The organism is Saccharopolyspora sp. NPDC000359 (assembly GCF_040300525.1).
GTDB lineage: Bacteria > Actinomycetota > Actinomycetes > Mycobacteriales > Pseudonocardiaceae > Saccharopolyspora.
In genome coordinates this window covers 14976-31991 of sequence record NZ_JBEPDU010000047.1, presented here as the reverse complement: position 1 = coordinate 31991, position 17016 = coordinate 14976, and the positions used below count along the sequence as shown (strand labels likewise).

Below are 17016 nucleotides of genomic sequence, written 5' to 3'. Positions count from 1 at the left end.
GTGCTCGTCCCACGCAGGGTGAAGTGGCGCAAGAGCCACGCACCGAAGCGAAAGGGCTTCGCCAAGGGTGGCACCAAGATCAGCTTCGGTGAGTACGGCATTCAGGCGATCGAGCACGGCTACGTGACCAACCGCCAGATCGAGTCGGCCCGTATCGCGATCACCCGGCACGTCAAGCGTGGCGGCAAGGTGTGGATCAACATCTTCCCGGACCGCCCGCTGACCAAGAAGCCCGCCGAGACCCGTCAGGGTTCCGGTAAGGGTTCGCCGGAGTCCTGGGTCGCCAACGTCAAGCCCGGACGCATCATGTTCGAGCTGACCTTCCCGAACGAGAAGACGGCGATCGAGGCGCTGACCCGTGCGGCGCACAAGCTCCCGATGAAGTGCAAGATCGTGTCCCGCGAGGGTGGTGACTTCTGATGGCAGCGGGTGTCACCGCTTCCGAGCTCCGCGAACTCAACGACGAGGAGCTCGTCCAGCGGCTGAAGGAGGCGAAGGAGGAGCTGTTCAACCTCCGCTTCCAGATGGCCACCGGTCAGCTGAGCAACAACCGGCGGCTGCGCACGGTCCGGCAGGACATCGCCCGGATCTACACGATCATGCGAGAGCGCGAACTGGGCCTGACGGTTTCCCCCGAAGGCGCTGAGGAGGGCGCGGCATGAGCGAGAAGGAAGGTCAGGGCGTGGAGCGCAACCGCCGCAAGGTGCGCGAGGGCTACGTCGTCTCGGACAAGATGGACAAGACGATCGTGGTCTCCCTCGAGGACCGCAAGAAGCACGCCCTCTACGGCAAGGTCATGCGGCAGACCAGCAAGGTCAAGGCGCACGACGAGGCCAACACGGCCGGTGTCGGCGACCGCGTGCTGCTGATGGAGACTCGGCCGCTGTCGGCCAGCAAGCGCTGGCGGCTCGTCGAGATCCTCGAGAAGGCCAAGTAAGACGAAGGTGTGCGGCCCGGTCGGCCGCGGGGGAGACCCAGCGGCCGGCCGGGCCTCGTGCCGGAAGTTGACCGCGCGCGTCAGGTCGGCAATTTGGCGCGCCAGAGTGTGCTCGGGCAACCGAGCCCGAGTACTTAGGGTCAGGAGAAAGACGTGATCCAGCAGGAGTCGCGACTGCGCGTCGCCGACAACACCGGGGCCAAGGAGATCCTCACGATCCGTGTCCTCGGTGGGTCGGGTCGCCGCTACGCGGGCCTCGGGGACATCATCGTGGCCACCGTCAAGGAGGCCATCCCCGGTGCCAACGTCAAGAAGGGCGATGTGGTCAAGGCCGTCATCGTCCGGCAGAAGAAGGAGAAGCGTCGTCCGGACGGGTCCTACATCCGGTTCGACGAGAACGCTGCGGTGCTGGTGAAGCCGGGCGGTGAGCCGCGCGGTACCCGCATCTTCGGGCCGGTCGCCCGAGAGCTGCGCGACAAGAAGTTCATGAAGATCATCTCGCTCGCGCCGGAGGTCTTGTGATGAAGGTCCAAGCAACACGGCGCGACACGGGGTTCGACAACCGGACCACCGCACTGTCCCCGGAGGTGTCGATCTGATGAAGGTCAAGAAGGGCGACACGGTCGTCGTCATCTCCGGCAAGGACAAGGGCGCCAAGGGCAAGGTCATCAAGGCCATGCCGCAGGAGCAGCGGGTCCTGGTCGAGGGTGTCAACCGGATCAAGAAGCACACCAAGGTCTCGCGGACCGAGCGTGGCGCGCAGTCCGGTGGCATCGTGACCCAGGAAGCGCCGATCCACGTGAGCAACGTGATGGTCGTGGACTCCGACGGCAAGCCCACCCGAGTCGGCTACCGCATCGGTGAGGACGGCAAGAAGGTTCGCATCTCTCGTCGTAACGGTAAGGACATCTGATCATGACGACCGCTGAGAAGATCGTCCCGCGGCTCAAGACCCGTTACCGCGAAGAGATCCGCCAGGCGCTGAACGAGGAGTTCCAGTACTCCAACGTCATGCAGGTGCCCGGCGTGGTCAAGGTCGTGGTCAACATGGGTGTTGGCGACGCCGCTCGGGACAGCAAGCTGATCGAGGGCGCGGTCCGCGACCTGGCCACCATCACCGGTCAGAAGCCGGAGATCCGCCGGGCCCGCAAGTCCATCGCGCAGTTCAAGCTGCGCGAGGGCATGCCGATCGGCGCGCGGGCCACCCTGCGCGGCGACCGGATGTGGGAGTTCCTGGACCGCCTGGTCACCATCGCGCTGCCGCGCATCCGCGACTTCCGCGGCCTGTCGCCGAAGCAGTTCGACGGCCGGGGCAACTACACGTTCGGCCTGAACGAGCAGTCGATGTTCCACGAGATCAACCCGGACAGCATCGACCGTCCGCGGGGCATGGACATCACCGTCGTGACCACGGCCACCAACGATGAGGAGGGCCGGGCGCTGCTGAAGCACCTGGGCTTCCCGTTCAAGGAGAACTGAGCGATGGCCAAGAAGGCGCTGGTTATCAAGGCTTCGCGCAAGCCGAAGTTCAGCGTTCGCGGCTACACCCGCTGCCAGCGCTGCGGGCGTCCGCGAGCGGTGTTCCGCAAGTTCGGGCTGTGCCGGGTGTGCTTCCGCGAGATGGCGCACGCGGGCGAGCTGCCCGGCGTGAGCAAGTCCTCCTGGTGACGTGCCCGCCTGCTGGGGTGATGCCGGCTACCGGTACCCTCAGCAGGCGTTACCAGGGCTGATGCCCACGCTCCGCGGCTCTGAGCCGTGCTTGCACGCGAAATGACTAGGAGCTGGCCCCCGGGCCGGGCTCCCGAACTTCGTCCAGGCCAGGGCCCAGACGCGCCACCCGCGGGTGGTGTCCGGTCGGGGCCCATCGGAACCAGACGAGAAAGGTTGAGCAGGTCATGACGATGACCGATCCGATCGCAGACATGCTGACGCGTCTGCGCAACGGAAACTCGGCATACCACGACGAGGTCGTGATGCCGCACTCCAAGCTGAAGGCGAACATCGCCGAGATCCTCAAGCGGGAGGGCTACGTGTCCGGCTCCCGCGTCGAGGAGGGCGACAAGGGCAAGCAGCTCGTCGTCGAGCTCAAGTACGGCCCGAACCGCGAGCGGAGCATCGCGGGCCTGCGCCGGGTCTCCAAGCCCGGTCTGCGGGTCTACGCCAAGTCCACCAACCTGCCCAAGGTGCTGGGTGGCCTGGGCGTCGCCATCATCTCGACCTCCGGCGGTCTGCTGACCGACCGGCAGGCCATGAAGAAGGGCGTGGGCGGGGAAGTCCTCGCCTACGTCTGGTAAGGGAGGAGGAGCGGCAATGTCGCGCATCGGAAAGCTGCCGATCACCGTCCCCTCCGGCGTCGAGGTGACCATCGACGGCCCGGCGGTGACGGTGAAGGGCCCCAAGGGCACGCTGCAGCACCAGGTCGCCGAACCCATCGTCGTCGAGCGGGACGAAGATGGTGCGGTGCTGGTCAAGCGCCCGGACGACGAGCGGGAGAGCCGTTCGCTGCACGGGCTCACCCGGACCCTGGTGAACAACATGATCATCGGGGTCAGCCAGGGCTACGAGAAGGCCCTGGAGATCCACGGCGTCGGTTACCGCGTGCTGCTGAAGGGATCGAACCTCGAGTTCTCCCTCGGTTACAGCCACCCCATCGTGATCGAGCCGCCGGAAGGCATCCAGTTCGCCGTTGACGGCCCGACCAAGCTGTCGGTCAAGGGCATCGACAAGCAGCTGGTCGGCGAGATCGCGGCCAGGATTCGCAAGCTGCGCAAGCCCGACCCGTACAAGGGCAAGGGTGTCCGCTACGCAGGTGAGAACATCCGCCGCAAGGTCGGGAAGACGGGTAAGTGACCATGAGCGAGACGACAGCTACCAAGCGCAAGCCGGTGGGCAAGGACATCTCGACCAAGCGTCGGCTTGCCCGCGCCAAGCGGCACACGCGCATCCGCAAGAAGATCCTCGGCACGGCCGAGCGCCCGCGCCTGGTCGTGACCCGGTCGCTGCGCCACATCGTCGCCCAGGTCATCGACGACACCAAGGGGCACACCCTGGCGTCGGCGACCAGCCTGGAAGCCGACGTCCGCGCGTTCGAGGGCGACAAGAAGGCCAAGGCCACCAAGGTCGGCGAGCTCGTCGCCGCCCGGGCCAAGGACGCCGGCATCGAGAAGGTCGTCTTCGACCGCGGCGGCAACGACTACCACGGTCGGGTCGCTGCGCTGGCGGACGCCGCGCGTGACGGCGGACTGGAGTTCTGACAAGTGGTTGAGAACGAGAACGGAAGGGACGCCTGATGCCTGGACGCACTCGGCGTGAGGGCGGGGAGTCCGGCGGCAAGGACCGCCGGGACCGCCGCGACGGCGGCCGTGGCGGGGCGGCCCAAGAGAAGACCCCGCAGTTCGAACGCGTCGTGACCATCAACCGTGTCGCGAAGGTCGTCAAGGGTGGTCGGCGCTTCAGCTTCACCGCGCTGGTCGTCGTCGGCGACGGTGACGGCATGGTTGGTGTCGGCTACGGCAAGGCCAAGGAAGTTCCGGCGGCCATCGCCAAGGGCGTCGAGGAGGCGAAGAAGAACTTCTTCCGCGTCCCGCGCCTGGGCGGCACCATCACCCACCCGGTGCAGGGCGAGGAGGCGGCCGGTGTCGTGCTGCTGCGCCCGGCCAGCGCCGGTACCGGTGTCATCGCCGGTGGCCCGGTGCGCGCGGTGCTGGAGTGCGCCGGCATCCACGACGTGCTGAGCAAGTCGCTGGGCAGCGACAACCCGATCAACATCGTGCACGCCACGGTCAACGCGCTCAAGCAGCTGCAGCGGCCGGAGGAGGTCGCGGCTCGTCGTGGCCTGCCGCTCGAGGACGTCGCTCCGGCGTTCATCCTGCGCGCGCGTGCTGCCGGGCAGGGGGTCTGACCGACATGGCACAGCTGAAGATCACCCAGGTTCGCGGTCTGGTCGGCAGCAAGCAGAACCAGCGCGACACCATGCGCTCCCTCGGGCTGCGCAAGATCCGTCAGTCCGTGGTGCGTCCGGATGACTCGAACGTGCGCGGCATGATCAACGCCGTCCGTCACCTGGTGACGGTCGAGGAGGTCGACTGACATGGTCATCAAACTGCACGACCTGCGTCCGGCCCCCGGTGCCAAGCGCGACAAGATCCGCGTCGGCCGCGGTGAGGCCTCCAAGGGCAAGACCGCCGGTCGCGGTACCAAGGGCACCAAGGCCCGGAAGAACGTCTCCCCCCGCTTCGAGGGTGGGCAGATGCCGATCCACATGCGGCTCCCGAAGCTCCGCGGCTTCAAGAACCGCTTCCGCACCGAGTACCAGGGTGTGAACATCGGTCGGCTGGCCCAGGCGTTCCCGGAGGGTGGCACCGTCGGCATCGACGAGCTGGTCGCCAAGGGCCTGGTCAAGAAGAACGAGCTGGTGAAGATCCTCGGCGACGGGGACCTCGAGGGCGTCAAGCTGGAGGTGACCGCGCACGCGTTCACCGGCAGCGCCCAGGAGAAGATCACCGCTGCGGGTGGTTCGGTCACCAAGCTGGACCGCTGACGAAGCAGCACCGATGAGGGCCGGTCGACGTCGAGTCGACCGGCCCTCACCGTTTTTCCCACCGATCAGGTGAAAAGATCTCGGCCTGCACCGTCCCCTGTGGACCACAGCCCCGGTTGGAACTGTGGTGAAACCTGTTGCAGGGGCCGGGGTTCGGCGGAAGGTGCAGGTCGCCGGGGGTTCGCGGTTCCAGTTGAAACTGTGAATGCCCAGGTGTTCGCCGTCGGCGTACCCCGTGATCAGGTGTGAGGCTTCGGTCGCCGAACGTGGCGGGCTCCCGGCCTGCTAGAGTCGCCCCGGCAGTGCCGTGATGAACGGGTGCTGCGGAAATTTGCCGCATCTTTCCCCGGCCGGTCTCGACCGGCTCGCGTACAGGAGGTTCGCGTGCTCGGCGCCTTCCGCTCGGCTCTGGCGACGCCGGACCTGCGCCGCAAGATCCTGTTCACGCTCGGCATGGTGGTGCTCTACCGGCTCGGCGCGACGATCCCCTCTCCCGGGGTGTCGTACCCGAACATCCAGCAGTGCATCGAGCAGATCGAGGGCAGCGGCTCGCAGAGCGTCTACTCCCTGCTCAACCTCTTCAGCGGTGGCGCGCTGCTGCAGCTGTCGGTGTTGTCGCTGGGCATCATGCCCTACATCACCGCGAGCATCATCATCCAGCTGCTGCAGGTGGTCATCCCACGCTTCGAGCAGCTGAAGAAGGAAGGCCAGGCCGGGCAGGCGAAGCTGACCCAGTACACCCGGTACCTGACGATCGCGCTGGCGATCCTGCAGGGCACCGGCGTGGTGGCGCTCGCGGTGCGCGGCCAGCTGTTCCAGGGCTGCTCGGTCTCGCCGATCCCGGACGACTCGGTGCTGAACCTCATCACCATCGTGGTCGTCATGACCGCCGGTGCGGCGGTGCTGATGTGGATGGGTGAGCTGATCACCGAGCGCGGCATCGGCAACGGCATGTCGCTGCTGATCTTCGTCTCCATCGCGGCCCGTATCCCGGCCGAGGGCGGCGCCATCCTGCAGTCGCACGGCGGCCTGGTGTTCGCCGTGGTCTGCGGCTTCGCGGTCGTCATCATCGGCACGGTCGTGTTCATCGAGCAGGCCCAGCGCCGGATCCCGGTGCAGTACGCCAAGCGCATGATCGGCCGCCGGATGTACGGCGGCACCTCCACCTACCTGCCGCTGAAGGTGAACCAGGCGGGTGTCATCCCGGTCATCTTCGGCTCCTCGCTGCTGTACCTGCCGCAGCTGATCGGCCAGCTGGCCGGCAACCAGGACACCTGGTGGGCCCGGTTCATCCAGACCTACATCGTCGACCCGTCCAGCTGGGTGCACATCCTGCTGTACATGGCGCTGATCGTCTTCTTCGCGTACTTCTACGTGTCGATCACGTTCAACCCGGAGGAGCGCGCCGACGACATGAAGAAGTTCGGCGGCTTCATCCCGGGCATCCGCCCGGGGCGGCCGACCGCCGAGTACCTGAACTTCGTGCTCTCCCGGATCACCCTGCCCGGCGCGCTGTACCTGGGCATCATCGCGATCCTGCCGAACTTCTTCCTCGGCCTCACCGGTGGTCAGGGCCAGAACCAGAACTTCCCGTTCGGCGGCACCGCGGTGCTGATCATGGTCAACGTGGGCCTGGACACCGTGAAGCAAATCGAGAGCCAGCTCACGCAGCGCAAGTACGAGGGATTCCTCCGGTAAGCTGAGCGGTCCGGGCGCGGCTTCGCCGTGCCCGGAAACCGCAGGTTCCGGCATGGCTGGTGCGACCCAGGTCCATGCGTGGGGTTGAGGAGCAGCGGTCGCTCGCAGGCAGGTGGGCGCCGCGCAGCGCTCGTCAGGAGTTGGCGTGCGATCGGATTGATTCGGAGGCAGACCCTTGGTGCGATTGGTTCTCGTCGGCCCGCCGGGTGCGGGCAAAGGCACCCAGGCGGCCGTGCTGAGCGAGCAGCTCGGCGTTCCGCACATCTCCACCGGAGACCTGTTCCGCGCCAACATCGGCAACGAGACCCCGCTCGGCCAGAAGGCCAAGAGCTACATGGACGCGGGTGAGCTGGTCCCGGACGAGGTCACCAACGAGATGGTGCGCGACCGCCTCGCCGACGACGACGCCGCCAAGGGCTTCCTGCTGGACGGCTACCCCCGCAACACCGCGCAGGCCGACGTGCTGCGCGAGATGCTGGCGGAGCAGGGGGCTGAGCTGACCGCCGTGCTGCAGTTCGACGTGCCGGAGGAGGAGCTGGTCAAGCGCATGCTGGCGCGCGGCCGCTCGGACGACACCGAGGACGTCATCCGCCGCCGGCTGGCCGTCTACCGCGAGGAGACCGAGCCGCTGCTGTCCTACTACCAGGACCGGATCCTCAAGATCGACGCGGTGGGCTCGATCGAGGAGATCACCGCCCGGGCGCTGGACGCGCTCCGCGACCGCGGCTGAGCCGGACGCGGCAGCCCGGGCCGGCAGCGCCGCGTCCGGGCAATCCGAAGATTCTTTGCGAAGGTGAGTGCGTTGTTGCGTCGGGGGAAGGGCATCGAGCTCAAGTCTCGTGGCGAGATCGAGGCGATGCGCGCGGCGGGCCTGGTGGTTTCCCGCGCGCTGGCCGCGGTGACCGCGCAGGCCAAGGCCGGGGCGAGCACCGGTGAGCTGGACGAGCTCGCCGAGCAGACCATCCGCGACGCGGGGGCGGTGCCGTCCTTCAAGGGCTACCACGGCTTCCCGGGGTCCATCTGCGCCTCGCTGAACGAGAAGGTCGTGCACGGCATCCCGTCGCGCGACGAGGTCCTCTCCGAGGGCGACCTGCTCTCGGTGGACTGCGGCGCGATCCTGGACGGCTGGCACGGCGACTCCGCGGTGACCCTGGCGATCGGCGAGGTCGGCGCGGCGGACCGCGCCCTGTCGGCTGCCACCGAGGCGTCGATGTGGGCCGGGATCGAGCAGGTCCGGGCCGGTAACCGGCTGACCGACATCTCGCACGCGGTGGAGTCCGCGGCGCTCGCGGCGGCGAAGGCCGACGGCCGGTCGTACGGGATCATCGCCGAGTACGGCGGCCACGGCATCGGCACCCAGATGCACATGGAGCCGTTCCTGCCGAACCTCGGCAAGCCGGGGCGCGGGCCGAAGCTGCGCGTGGGCATGGCGATCGCGGTGGAGCCGATGCTCACGCTGGGCACGGCGGAGACCGAGGAGCTCGACGACGAGTGGACCGTGGTCACGGCCGACGGTTCCCGAGCTGCTCACTGGGAGCACACGGTCGCCATCACCGAAGACGGCCCCTGGGTCCTCACCGCCCCCGAGGACTGACGCCCACCCGGGACCCGTCCAGGAACCCGGTCGGCTCAAGACCACTCCAACCGCGATTTCCGTTGAAGTGGGACATCCAACCTCAGTAAAAATCGCGCGGATGAGCCACCAACCCCGGAGTGCCCCCTCGGACGCCCACCGGAACCCGCGCACCGGAGTCCCGAAGTCCGTGCGCCGGAGTCCCGGCCCTCGGATTCCTGTGCGTCGGGATCACGCGTGGGTGTCCGGGCCGGTGGGGTGCGAGGTGCGATTCCATCGAGGTGATCTCACCGGACCCGCGCAGGCGAGTCGCCGGATGATTCACAGTTCCAACTGAAACTGCAACCCCAGGCAGGCGCCGATACCGCCTCCACCGACACCCAGCGCCGATCGCGGGCGTTGGTGAAGAGCGCCTTCTCCGGCTGGGCCGGTGAAGGGTGCCCTCACTTCGGGTGCGCAAGAGTGGCGACGCGTCGTCGGAGGGGTGGGGGACGGTTACAGTTTCAACTGAAACTGTAATCACCGGTGTGTCGGGCACCCGACACGCCGGTGATGCGTCGGGACGCTTGCTGAGATCACCTCAATGGGAACCGGATGCGTGGATTCCATTGAAGTCGCAGGTCGCGGGTCACTTCGGGCGGCGGCAGGCGTAGACCCTGGCCGGGGGGACGTTGCGCCAGATCGTGGACCTGGGCATGACCTCGTCGAACGTGTCGTGCAGGGCGTTGACGAACTCGCGGGTCGAGGACCGCCACAGCGTCGTCGAGTAGGTGACCGTGGTGAACACCGCGTCGGCCGACATCACCGAGGCCGCTTCGTGCAGCAGCTCCCGCTGCTTGTCCGGGGGCAGCAGCGTCCAGGGGATGCTGCTGATCACCGCGTCGACCCGGTCCGCACCCGCCGCGTCGAGAAGTTTGCGCAGGTGGGTGGCATCACCCTCGATCACCTCCAGCCACGGCTTGGTGCGCTCCAGGAACTGGACCATGTTCGGGTCGATTTCGACGGCCAGGTGCCGGGCGCCTTCCCCGAGGCGCCGTTGTATCGGTCCGCTGAGCGCCCCGGTGCCCGGTCCTAGCTCCAACACGGTCGGTGTGCCCGAGCTGGGCACCACCGAGGCCACCGCCTCCGCGACGTACCGGGACGTCGGCAGCACAGCACCCACCGTGGACGGCTGCCGCGCTGCGCTGTTGAGGAACGTCCAGTACTCGCGCAGCTTCCTTCGCTTGCTCACGCCTTCTCCTACCATCCAGTGGAACGCCGCGACGTTAACCCCTCCACGCACCGCAGCGGGCAACCGTTCACGGCCAGTCGCCGTGTATGGCGGAGCGGAGTCGGGTCGTCGCGCTGCGTGGTTGACTGTCGTGCCGGACTCATGCCCCGAGGATGCGCCGACGGGCGCCCGGGAGCCTCCGCTAACAGGGGTGGGGCAGCGGTCACTGCAGTGGGCGTCGGCAGACGTAGTGCAGGATCGGCGGCAGGTTCCGCCACGTGGTGTGCGTGAGCACCTCGTCGAAGACGTGCTCCAGGCGGTTCCGGAACCGGCGGCCGCCGGGGGTCCGGTCGGCCGGGAGGTAGGTCAGCGCGGTGAACGCGCCATGCGGGGCGAGGGCCTCCGCGGCCTGGCGCAGCAGGTGGTCCTGGGCACCGCCGGGCATCAGCGACCAAGGGATGCTGCTGATCACCGCGTCGACCCGGGTGATGCCCCGCTTGTCCAGCAGGGCCAGCAGGTCGCTGGCGTCGGCGTGCACGACCTCCAGCCACGGTTTGTGCGCCCGCAGGTGCTCGACCATGCCCTCGCCGAGCTCGATGCCGAGGTGCCGCGCCCCCTGCGGCAGGCGGGCGTGGATGCCGTCGCTCAGCGAGCCGGTGCCGGGGCCCAGCTCGACCACCACGGGGGTGCCGGTGGTGGGCACCACCTGGGCGACGGTCGCCGCGACGGCGGCCGAGGTTGGGGTGGCGGCGCCGACCACCCTGGGGTTGCGCACCGCGCTCCGGAGGAAGGTCCGGTACTCGCCGAGCTTGCGGTGGGCGGTCCGGGTGGCCTGGTCCAGCCACGGCGCGGTGCGCGGATCGCGTCGGTCCTGCTGGGATGTCACGCTGCTCCTCGGTTCTGCCGGGTGGGGGGCCTCGACCGCGGTTTCGTCTGATTGATCGAACGTAGTGAGGCCGGGAGCACCCCCGCAAGCCAGCGCGGTGGCGCCGCGGACCGGGGGCGAGGGCCGGTTACGCTGGGTGTGCGGAACCGCCTTGAGCTGCCCCGATGTGGAGGGGTGAATCGGCGGCGCGTACGATGGAACATCGGCGCGCTCCTGACGTCGGTTCGTTGTGCCTGGTTAACCGTTCCCGAGTGTGCGGGACGGGGCTTCCGCGGGTTCCGGACCGGGGGCAGGCGTGCGTCCGTCGCGGGTGCCGGGTCCTCCGGTGCCGGCGGCAGGGACTTAGGTCCGCAAACCGTCACCGTCACGAAACGCGGAGGACATGGGCAAGAAAGACGGGGCCATTGAGGTCGAGGGTCGGGTGATCGAGCCACTCCCCAACGCGATGTTCCGCGTCGAGTTGGAGAACGGCCACAAGGTCCTCGCACACATCAGTGGCAAGATGCGCCAGCACTACATCCGCATCCTGCCTGAGGACCGGGTCGTGGTGGAGCTCTCGCCGTACGACCTTTCCCGTGGGCGCATCGTCTACCGCTACAAGTGACCTCCACGGTGTTCGGGGGATCCCGGACACGCGTTCGAGCAGGAGAGCACGACCGTGAAGGTCCAGCCGAGTGTGAAGCGAATCTGCGACAAGTGCCAGGTCATCCGCCGTCACGGGCGGGTGCTGGTGATCTGCGACAACGCCCGACACAAGCAGCGTCAGGGCTGACTCGCGCCAGTCGCGAAAACGACAACGGAGGAACTCCCGCCGCCAATCGACCCGTGAGTGGGTCGGCTGACCCCCGGACCAGGCCGGGGCCCCGCTGCTGCGGGGACGGGGCGGGAGCAGACCTGGACTGACAGAAGGAGAAGGAGCCGCATGGCACGGCTCGTCGGAGTCGACCTCCCGCGCGAGAAGCGCATGGAGATCGCGCTCACCTACATTTTCGGCATCGGCAAGACCCGGGCGAAGGAGATCCTCGCCGGGACCGGCGTCTCGCCGGACGCCAAGCCGCGCGACCTCGATGACGAGCAGCTCACCAAGCTGCGCGACTTCATCGAGGAGAACTACCGCGTTGAGGGTGACCTCCGCCGCGAGGTCCAGGCCGACATCCGCCGGAAGATCGAGATCGGTTGCTACCAGGGGCTGCGGCACCGCCGCCACCTCCCGGTGCACGGGCAGCGGACGAAGACCAACGCCCGCACCCGAAAGGGCCCGAAGAAGACGGTCGCCGGCAAGAAGAAGGCCAAGAAGTAAGCCTCGCTAGGAGTCAGCTAAAGCTATGCCACCCAAGCAGCGCGCTGGTGCCGTCAAGAAGGTGCGGCGCAAGGAAAAGAAGAACGTCGCTCACGGCCAGGCGCACATCAAGAGCACGTTCAACAACACCATCGTTTCGATCACCGACCCCACCGGTGCGGTGATCAGCTGGGCCTCCGCGGGCCACGTCGGGTTCAAGGGCTCCCGCAAGTCCACCCCGTTCGCCGCGCAGATGGCCGCCGAGAACGCGGCCCGCAAGGCCGCCGAGCACGGCATGAAGAAGGTCGACGTCTTCGTCAAGGGCCCGGGTTCGGGTCGCGAGACGGCGATCCGGTCGCTGCAGGCGGCCGGTCTCGAGGTCGGCACCATCCAGGACGTCACCCCGCAGCCGCACAACGGCTGCCGCCCGCCGAAGCGTCGTCGGGTCTGAGTCGCGGGAAAGGAGTAAGGAACAAAGATGGCTCGTTACACCGGTCCCGCGACCCGCAAGTCCCGCCGTCTGAAGGTTGACCTCGTCGGCGGTGACCAGGCGTTCGAGCGCCGCCCGTACCCGCCGGGGCAGCACGGTCGCGCGCGCATCAAGGAAACCGAGTACCTGCTGCAGCTCCAGGAGAAGCAGAAGGCCCGGTTCACCTACGGCGTGCTCGAGCGGCAGTTCCGCAACTACTACGAGGAAGCCAACCGGCGCCCGGGCAAGACGGGTGACAACCTCCTGCAGCTGCTGGAGTCCCGGCTGGACAACGTCGTGTACCGCGCTGGCCTGGCCCGCACCCGCCGCATGGCGCGGCAGCTGGTCAGCCACGGCCACTTCACGGTCAACGGCAAGCGCGTGAACGTCCCCAGCTTCCAGGTCTCGAAGTGGGACATCATCGACGTCAAGCCGAAGTCCCTGGGCACCACGCCGTTCATCATCGCCAAGGAGACCCTGGGCGAGCGTCCGGTCCCGGCCTGGCTCCAGGTCGTGCCCTCGAACCTGCGAATCCTGGTGCACCAGCGCCCGGAGCGCGCGCAGATCGACACCCCGGTCACCGAGCAGCTCATCGTCGAGCTCTACTCGAAGTGACGCGTCCCGCCGACGGCCGCCGCTGCGGTCGTCGGCGGCTCGCAGCCAGCGGTGGCGGTGCAGGAATCCGCCACCGGCCCGCGCAACGCGGGCACGCCATTCCATCGGCGTCAAATAGCGGGCGCCGTGAGGAAAGGAAAGTCAAGTGCTCATCTCCCAGCGACCCACACTGTCCGAAGAGGTGGTGTCGGAGACGCGCTCCCGGTTCGTCATCGAGCCGCTGGAGCCGGGTTTCGGCTACACCCTGGGCAACTCGTTGCGCCGCACGCTGCTCTCCTCCATCCCGGGGGCGGCGGTCACCAGCCTGCGCATCGACGGTGTGCTGCACGAGTTCACCACGATTCCGGGTGTGAAGGAGGACGTCACCGACGTCATCCTGAACATCAAGGAGCTGGTCGTCAGCTCCGAGGAAGACGAGCCGGTGACGATGTACCTGCGCAAGCAGGGCCCGGGTGAGGTCACCGCCGCGGACATCGTGCCGCCGGCGGGTGTCACGGTGCACAACCCCGATCTGCACATCGCCACGCTGAACGCGAAGGGCAAGCTGGAGATCGAGCTCGTCGTCGAGCGTGGTCGTGGCTACGTCCCCGCGATGCAGAACAAGCAGACCGGCGCCGAGATCGGCCGCATCCCGGTGGACTCGATCTACTCGCCGGTGCTGAAGGTGACCTACAAGGTCGAGGCGACCCGTGTCGAGCAGCGCACGGACTTCGACAAGCTGGTCCTCGACGTGGAGAGCAAGCCGTCCATCACCCCGCGGGACGCGGTGGCGTCGGCCGGTCGCACGCTCGTCGAGCTGTTCGGGCTCGCGCGCGAGCTCAACGTCGATGCCGAGGGCATCGAGATCGGCCCGTCGCCCGCCGAGGCGGACACGATCGCGGCCTACGCGATGCCGATCGAGGACCTCGACCTGACGGTGCGCTCCTACAACTGCCTCAAGCGGGAGGGCATCCACACCGTCGGCGAGTTGGTCTCGCGCAGCGAGGCCGACCTGCTGGACATCCGCAACTTCGGTGCGAAGTCCATCGACGAGGTCAAGATGAAGCTGGCCGGCCTTGGGCTCGCGCTCAAGGACAGCCCGCCCGGGTTCGACCCGTCCGCGGCGGCTGCCGAGTACCCGTCCGAGGGCTGGTCCTCCGAGGAGGCCACCGTCGGTTCGGTCGGGCCCGTCGAGGACAACGGCTACGACGACGGTCAGGACTACGCGGAGACAGAGCAGCTGTAGCTGTGTTGCGCGTCCGGGGTTCCGGCGCGCCCTGAGAGGAGCAACCGATGCCCACCCCGACCAAGGGTCCGCGTCTCGGCGGGTCGCCGGCGCACGAGCGGCTCATCATGGCCAACCTGGCCACCGCGCTGTTCGAGCACGGTCGGATCACCACCACCGAGGCGAAGGCGAAGCGGCTGCGGCCGCTCGCCGAGCGGCTGATCACCAAGGCCAAGAAGGGTGACCTGCACAACCGTCGCGAGGTCCTGAAGACCATCCGCGACAAGGACGTCGTGCACAAGCTCTTCGCCGAGATCGGCCCGCACTTCGCGGACCGCCCCGGCGGCTACACGCGCATCATCAAGGCGATGCCGCGCAAGGGTGACAACGCGAAGATGGCCGTCATCGCGCTGGTGACCGAGCAGCTGGTCACCACCGAGGCGGAGGCCGCTCGCGGCACGAAGTTCGCCAAGGACGAGCCGAAGGTCGAGGAGGCCCCCGCGGCCGAGGCGACCGAGGCTGCTGAGGCCCCGGCGGAGTCCGCCGAGACCGAGGCCAAGGCCGAGGACACCGCTGCCGAGAAGAAGGACGAGTCCTGATTCAGGCACGCAGTGCTGTGCACGAGCCCGCCGTTTCCGCTGGGGACGGCGGGCTCGTTCGCGTGCGCCTCGACGTCTCCTACGACGGCACGGACTTCTGCGGCTGGGCCAAGCAGCCGGGTCAGCGCACCGTGCAGGGGTTGTTGGAGGACGCGCTGGCGAAGCAGCCGCCCGGCCAGGCCGTGCCGCGGTCGGTGGTGGTGGCTGGTCGCACGGACTCCGGTGTGCACGCGACGGGGCAGGTCGTGCACCTGGACGCGGTGCCCCACGAGCCCGGTGCCGGGCGGGTTCCCGTTGACGCGCAGGGTGTTCCGGACCTGGCGCGGATGGTGCACCGGTGGAACCGGATCCTGCCCGCGGACGTGCGGGTGCTGGGCGCGCGCGTGGTCCCGCAGGCCTTCGACGCCCGCTTCTCGGCGCTGCGGCGCCACTACCGCTACCAGGTGTCGGACGCGCCCTGGGGTGTTGATCCGCTGCGCCGCCGCGACACGCTCGCCTGGAACCGCCCGCTGGACGTGGCCGCGCTCAACGCGGCGTCCCAAGACCTGCTGGGCCTCAACGACTTCGCGGCGTACTGCAAGCCGCGCGAGGGCGCGACGACGGTGCGCGAGCTCCAGCGCTTCGAGTGGGAGCGCGTCGACGACCACCTGGTCGTCGCGCACGTGAGCGCGGACGCCTTCTGCCACTCGATGGTCCGGAGCCTGGTGGGCACCCTCCTGATGGTCGGCGACGGCCGCCGGAGGACCCCCTGGCCCGCCGAGGTCCTCGGCTCGGAGACCCGCACCACCGCAGTGGCCCCCGCCCACGGCTTGACCCTCACGGCGGTCGACTACCCGGCGGACGAGGACCTCGAAGCCCGCGCCGCCCAGACCCGAGCGGTCCGCACCCGCCCCTGACCGGCCCCGGGACTGCCCGTGGTGGGCCGCCTTGCCTGGATGGCCTGCGGTGGTACGCGATTCAGTGGAACTCCGCCTCCAGCGCCCACTTAGGACGTGCGTGGGTGCGCGGCCATGGCGGCCAGGTGTTCGGCCAGGTGCTGGGCTGTTGTGCGGAGTTCCGGGGGTTCGAGGACCTCGGTTTCGAGGCCGAGGGCGGCGATGTGCATCGCCAGCCAGGTGAGGTCGTTGCCGCCCGCGGTGAGGGTGCACCAACCGTCCTCGGCGTCCTCGACCTTCGCCACCTGCGGCGGGACCCGGTCGCGGACCTGGGCGGCGGTGGCCCGCAGCCGCACCCGGGCCAGGTGCTGGTACGGGGCCTCGGAGGTCGCGTGCTGGACGTAGGCGGCCGGGTCCGGGTGCTCCCGGGGGTGGAAGTGCCAGGTCGTGGCCGTGACGTCGTGCATCCGGTCCAGGCGGAAGGTGCGCCAGTCGTCGCGGTCGACGTCGAAGGCCATCAGGTACCAGCGGTGGCGGGTGGCGACCATGCGGACGGGTTCGACCGCCCGCTCGCGTTCTCCGCTGCGGGCGGCGTAGCGGAAGCGCACGCGGACGCTGTCGCGGCAGGCCCGGGCGAGCGTCACCAGCAGGTCCGCGTCGATCTCGGTGCCGGGGCCGACGAGGGTGTCAGTGGCGCTGTGCACCGCGCGGACCTCGGCGCGCAGCCGCGGCGGCATCACCTGGTCGAGCTTCGCCAGGGCGCGCAGCGCCGCCTCACCGGCGCCGGCGACCGTGCCGCCGGAGGCCATGCGCAGCGACACCGCCGTCGCGATCGCCTCCTCGTCGTCGAGCAGCAGCGGGGGCAGCCGGGTTCCCGCGCCGAGCTGGTAGCCGCCGCCCACGCCCGCGGTCGCGTGCACGGGGTAGCCGAGGGCCCGCAGGCGCTCCACGTCGCGCCGCACCGAGCGGTCGGTGACGCCGAGTTCGGCGGCCAGCTCGGTGGCGGTCCAGGACGGCCGCCGCTGGAGCAGCGCCAGCAGCCGCAGGACCCGCTCGGTCGTCCCCGCAACGCTCATGGGCGAATCCTCGCACGGATCGCGGAACGCACCTGTCCGCGATATCGGTGACGAT

27 protein-coding genes are annotated in these 17016 nt (G+C 68.7%); 24 read left to right on the top strand and 3 right to left on the bottom strand.

Annotation, left to right across the window (positions count from 1 at the left end; all coding sequences use genetic code 11):
• The 16 genes from rplP (at position 1) to map (ending at position 8769) form a co-directional block, all read left to right on the top strand.
• Positions 1–420: a 50S ribosomal protein L16 gene (gene rplP / locus ABT324_RS26030; protein ID WP_351182759.1), complete on the top strand. Its 420-nt coding sequence runs from the start codon at positions 1–3 to the stop codon at positions 418–420.
• Positions 420–662: a 50S ribosomal protein L29 gene (rpmC, locus tag ABT324_RS26025; RefSeq protein WP_270929395.1), complete on the top strand. Its 243-nt coding sequence runs from the start codon at positions 420–422 to the stop codon at positions 660–662. Before rplP ends, rpmC begins: the two co-directional genes overlap by 1 nt.
• The gene (gene rpsQ, locus ABT324_RS26020; protein WP_150067119.1) at positions 659–937 is read left to right on the top strand and encodes a 30S ribosomal protein S17; all 279 of its coding nucleotides are present in this window, start codon (positions 659–661) and stop codon (positions 935–937) included. The genes rpmC and rpsQ overlap by 4 nt, the downstream gene beginning before the upstream one ends.
• 153 nt (positions 938–1090) lie before the next feature.
• On the top strand, positions 1091–1459 hold the full coding sequence (rplN, locus tag ABT324_RS26015) for a 50S ribosomal protein L14 (RefSeq protein WP_150067120.1): 369 nt from the start codon (positions 1091–1093) through the stop codon (positions 1457–1459).
• Between the two features lie 76 nt (positions 1460–1535).
• Positions 1536–1850 (top strand): 50S ribosomal protein L24, encoded by a 315-nt coding sequence (gene rplX / locus ABT324_RS26010; protein WP_093155211.1) that lies wholly within the window; start codon positions 1536–1538, stop codon positions 1848–1850.
• Positions 1851–1852: 2 nt separating this feature from the next.
• Positions 1853–2416, top strand: coding sequence for a 50S ribosomal protein L5 (gene rplE / locus ABT324_RS26005; protein WP_351182757.1), 564 nt, complete (start codon positions 1853–1855; stop codon positions 2414–2416).
• Between the two features lie 3 nt (positions 2417–2419).
• On the top strand, positions 2420–2605 hold the full coding sequence (locus tag ABT324_RS26000) for a type Z 30S ribosomal protein S14 (RefSeq protein WP_195141715.1): 186 nt from the start codon (positions 2420–2422) through the stop codon (positions 2603–2605).
• Positions 2606–2832: 227 nt separating this feature from the next.
• Entirely contained in the window at positions 2833–3231 is a 399-nt protein-coding gene (rpsH, locus tag ABT324_RS25995) for a 30S ribosomal protein S8 (protein ID WP_351182755.1), read from the top strand.
• Positions 3232–3247: 16 nt separating this feature from the next.
• Positions 3248–3787, top strand: a complete 540-nt coding sequence (rplF, locus tag ABT324_RS25990) for a 50S ribosomal protein L6 (protein ID WP_351182753.1) — start codon at positions 3248–3250, stop codon at positions 3785–3787.
• A 2-nt stretch (positions 3788–3789) separates the two neighbouring features.
• On the top strand, positions 3790–4191 hold the full coding sequence (gene rplR, locus ABT324_RS25985; RefSeq protein ID WP_351182752.1) for a 50S ribosomal protein L18: 402 nt from the start codon (positions 3790–3792) through the stop codon (positions 4189–4191).
• Positions 4192–4226: 35 nt separating this feature from the next.
• Positions 4227–4838: a 30S ribosomal protein S5 gene (rpsE, locus tag ABT324_RS25980; RefSeq protein WP_351182751.1), complete on the top strand. Its 612-nt coding sequence runs from the start codon at positions 4227–4229 to the stop codon at positions 4836–4838.
• A gap of 5 nt (positions 4839–4843) precedes the next feature.
• Complete coding sequence (rpmD, locus tag ABT324_RS25975; RefSeq protein WP_351182750.1) at positions 4844–5026, top strand: 50S ribosomal protein L30; 183 nt, start codon at positions 4844–4846, stop codon at positions 5024–5026.
• A gap of 1 nt (position 5027) precedes the next feature.
• Complete coding sequence (gene rplO / locus ABT324_RS25970; protein WP_351182749.1) at positions 5028–5477, top strand: 50S ribosomal protein L15; 450 nt, start codon at positions 5028–5030, stop codon at positions 5475–5477.
• Between the two features lie 384 nt (positions 5478–5861).
• Positions 5862–7175 (top strand): preprotein translocase subunit SecY, encoded by a 1314-nt coding sequence (secY, locus tag ABT324_RS25965; RefSeq protein WP_351182748.1) that lies wholly within the window; start codon positions 5862–5864, stop codon positions 7173–7175.
• A gap of 175 nt (positions 7176–7350) precedes the next feature.
• Positions 7351–7905, top strand: coding sequence for an adenylate kinase (locus tag ABT324_RS25960; RefSeq protein ID WP_351182746.1), 555 nt, complete (start codon positions 7351–7353; stop codon positions 7903–7905).
• Between the two features lie 72 nt (positions 7906–7977).
• Positions 7978–8769: a type I methionyl aminopeptidase gene (gene map, locus ABT324_RS25955; RefSeq protein WP_351182744.1), complete on the top strand. Its 792-nt coding sequence runs from the start codon at positions 7978–7980 to the stop codon at positions 8767–8769.
• 607 nt (positions 8770–9376) lie between these two features.
• On the opposite strand, the gene ABT324_RS25950 is transcribed toward map, so the two are convergent.
• Together ABT324_RS25950 and ABT324_RS25945 are read right to left on the bottom strand one after the other, a co-directional pair.
• Positions 9377–9979, bottom strand: coding sequence for a class I SAM-dependent methyltransferase (locus tag ABT324_RS25950; protein ID WP_351182742.1), 603 nt, complete (start codon positions 9977–9979; stop codon positions 9377–9379).
• Between the two features lie 202 nt (positions 9980–10181).
• A complete protein-coding gene (locus tag ABT324_RS25945) occupies positions 10182–10844 on the bottom strand; it encodes a class I SAM-dependent methyltransferase (protein WP_502949797.1) in 663 nt (220 codons plus the stop codon).
• Positions 10845–11226: 382 nt separating this feature from the next.
• Between ABT324_RS25945 and infA the strand changes: the two genes are divergently transcribed.
• The 8 genes from infA (at position 11227) to truA (ending at position 15906) form a co-directional block, all read left to right on the top strand.
• On the top strand, positions 11227–11448 hold the full coding sequence (gene infA / locus ABT324_RS25940) for a translation initiation factor IF-1 (protein WP_009948665.1): 222 nt from the start codon (positions 11227–11229) through the stop codon (positions 11446–11448).
• A gap of 54 nt (positions 11449–11502) precedes the next feature.
• Positions 11503–11616 (top strand): 50S ribosomal protein L36, encoded by a 114-nt coding sequence (gene rpmJ / locus ABT324_RS25935; RefSeq protein WP_010315372.1) that lies wholly within the window; start codon positions 11503–11505, stop codon positions 11614–11616.
• A gap of 150 nt (positions 11617–11766) precedes the next feature.
• The gene (gene rpsM, locus ABT324_RS25930) at positions 11767–12144 is read left to right on the top strand and encodes a 30S ribosomal protein S13 (RefSeq protein WP_351182740.1); all 378 of its coding nucleotides are present in this window, start codon (positions 11767–11769) and stop codon (positions 12142–12144) included.
• Between the two features lie 25 nt (positions 12145–12169).
• Complete coding sequence (gene rpsK, locus ABT324_RS25925) at positions 12170–12574, top strand: 30S ribosomal protein S11 (protein WP_093155193.1); 405 nt, start codon at positions 12170–12172, stop codon at positions 12572–12574.
• Positions 12575–12601: 27 nt separating this feature from the next.
• Positions 12602–13207, top strand: a complete 606-nt coding sequence (gene rpsD / locus ABT324_RS25920; RefSeq protein ID WP_150067135.1) for a 30S ribosomal protein S4 — start codon at positions 12602–12604, stop codon at positions 13205–13207.
• Positions 13208–13352: 145 nt separating this feature from the next.
• Positions 13353–14432: a DNA-directed RNA polymerase subunit alpha gene (locus ABT324_RS25915; protein ID WP_150067136.1), complete on the top strand. Its 1080-nt coding sequence runs from the start codon at positions 13353–13355 to the stop codon at positions 14430–14432.
• A 47-nt stretch (positions 14433–14479) separates the two neighbouring features.
• Positions 14480–15010, top strand: coding sequence for a 50S ribosomal protein L17 (gene rplQ, locus ABT324_RS25910; protein WP_351182738.1), 531 nt, complete (start codon positions 14480–14482; stop codon positions 15008–15010).
• A gap of 62 nt (positions 15011–15072) precedes the next feature.
• A complete protein-coding gene (truA, locus tag ABT324_RS25905) occupies positions 15073–15906 on the top strand; it encodes a tRNA pseudouridine(38-40) synthase TruA (protein WP_502949796.1) in 834 nt (277 codons plus the stop codon).
• 89 nt (positions 15907–15995) lie between these two features.
• Here truA and ABT324_RS25900 read toward each other — a convergent pair whose 3' ends face one another.
• Positions 15996–16961: a helix-turn-helix transcriptional regulator gene (locus ABT324_RS25900; protein WP_351182734.1), complete on the bottom strand. Its 966-nt coding sequence runs from the start codon at positions 16959–16961 to the stop codon at positions 15996–15998.
• Positions 16962–17016 lie beyond the last annotated feature (55 nt).

Bases quoted from the DNA above. Each gene is read 5' to 3' on its own strand.
- rpsM (WP_351182740.1), top strand. From the start codon at position 11,767: ATGGCACGGCTCGTCGGAGTCGACCTCCCGCGCGAGAAGCGCATGGAG.
- ABT324_RS26000 (WP_195141715.1), top strand. From the start codon at position 2,420: ATGGCCAAGAAGGCGCTGGTTATCAAGGCTTCGCGCAAGCCGAAGTTC.
- infA (WP_009948665.1), top strand. From the start codon at position 11,227: ATGGGCAAGAAAGACGGGGCCATTGAGGTCGAGGGTCGGGTGATCGAG.
- rpsH (WP_351182755.1), top strand. From the start codon at position 2,833: ATGACGATGACCGATCCGATCGCAGACATGCTGACGCGTCTGCGCAAC.
- rpsE (WP_351182751.1), top strand. From the start codon at position 4,227: ATGCCTGGACGCACTCGGCGTGAGGGCGGGGAGTCCGGCGGCAAGGAC.
- ABT324_RS25900 (WP_351182734.1), bottom strand. From the start codon at position 16,961: ATGAGCGTTGCGGGGACGACCGAGCGGGTCCTGCGGCTGCTGGCGCTG.
- rplO (WP_351182749.1), top strand. From the start codon at position 5,028: ATGGTCATCAAACTGCACGACCTGCGTCCGGCCCCCGGTGCCAAGCGC.
- rplE (WP_351182757.1), top strand. From the start codon at position 1,853: ATGACGACCGCTGAGAAGATCGTCCCGCGGCTCAAGACCCGTTACCGC.
- rpsK (WP_093155193.1), top strand. From the start codon at position 12,170: ATGCCACCCAAGCAGCGCGCTGGTGCCGTCAAGAAGGTGCGGCGCAAG.
- rplQ (WP_351182738.1), top strand. From the start codon at position 14,480: ATGCCCACCCCGACCAAGGGTCCGCGTCTCGGCGGGTCGCCGGCGCAC.
- rplX (WP_093155211.1), top strand. From the start codon at position 1,536: ATGAAGGTCAAGAAGGGCGACACGGTCGTCGTCATCTCCGGCAAGGAC.
- rpsD (WP_150067135.1), top strand. From the start codon at position 12,602: ATGGCTCGTTACACCGGTCCCGCGACCCGCAAGTCCCGCCGTCTGAAG.
- rpmC (WP_270929395.1), top strand. From the start codon at position 420: ATGGCAGCGGGTGTCACCGCTTCCGAGCTCCGCGAACTCAACGACGAG.
- rpsQ (WP_150067119.1), top strand. From the start codon at position 659: ATGAGCGAGAAGGAAGGTCAGGGCGTGGAGCGCAACCGCCGCAAGGTG.
- rpmD (WP_351182750.1), top strand. From the start codon at position 4,844: ATGGCACAGCTGAAGATCACCCAGGTTCGCGGTCTGGTCGGCAGCAAG.
- rplR (WP_351182752.1), top strand. From the start codon at position 3,790: ATGAGCGAGACGACAGCTACCAAGCGCAAGCCGGTGGGCAAGGACATC.
- rplF (WP_351182753.1), top strand. From the start codon at position 3,248: ATGTCGCGCATCGGAAAGCTGCCGATCACCGTCCCCTCCGGCGTCGAG.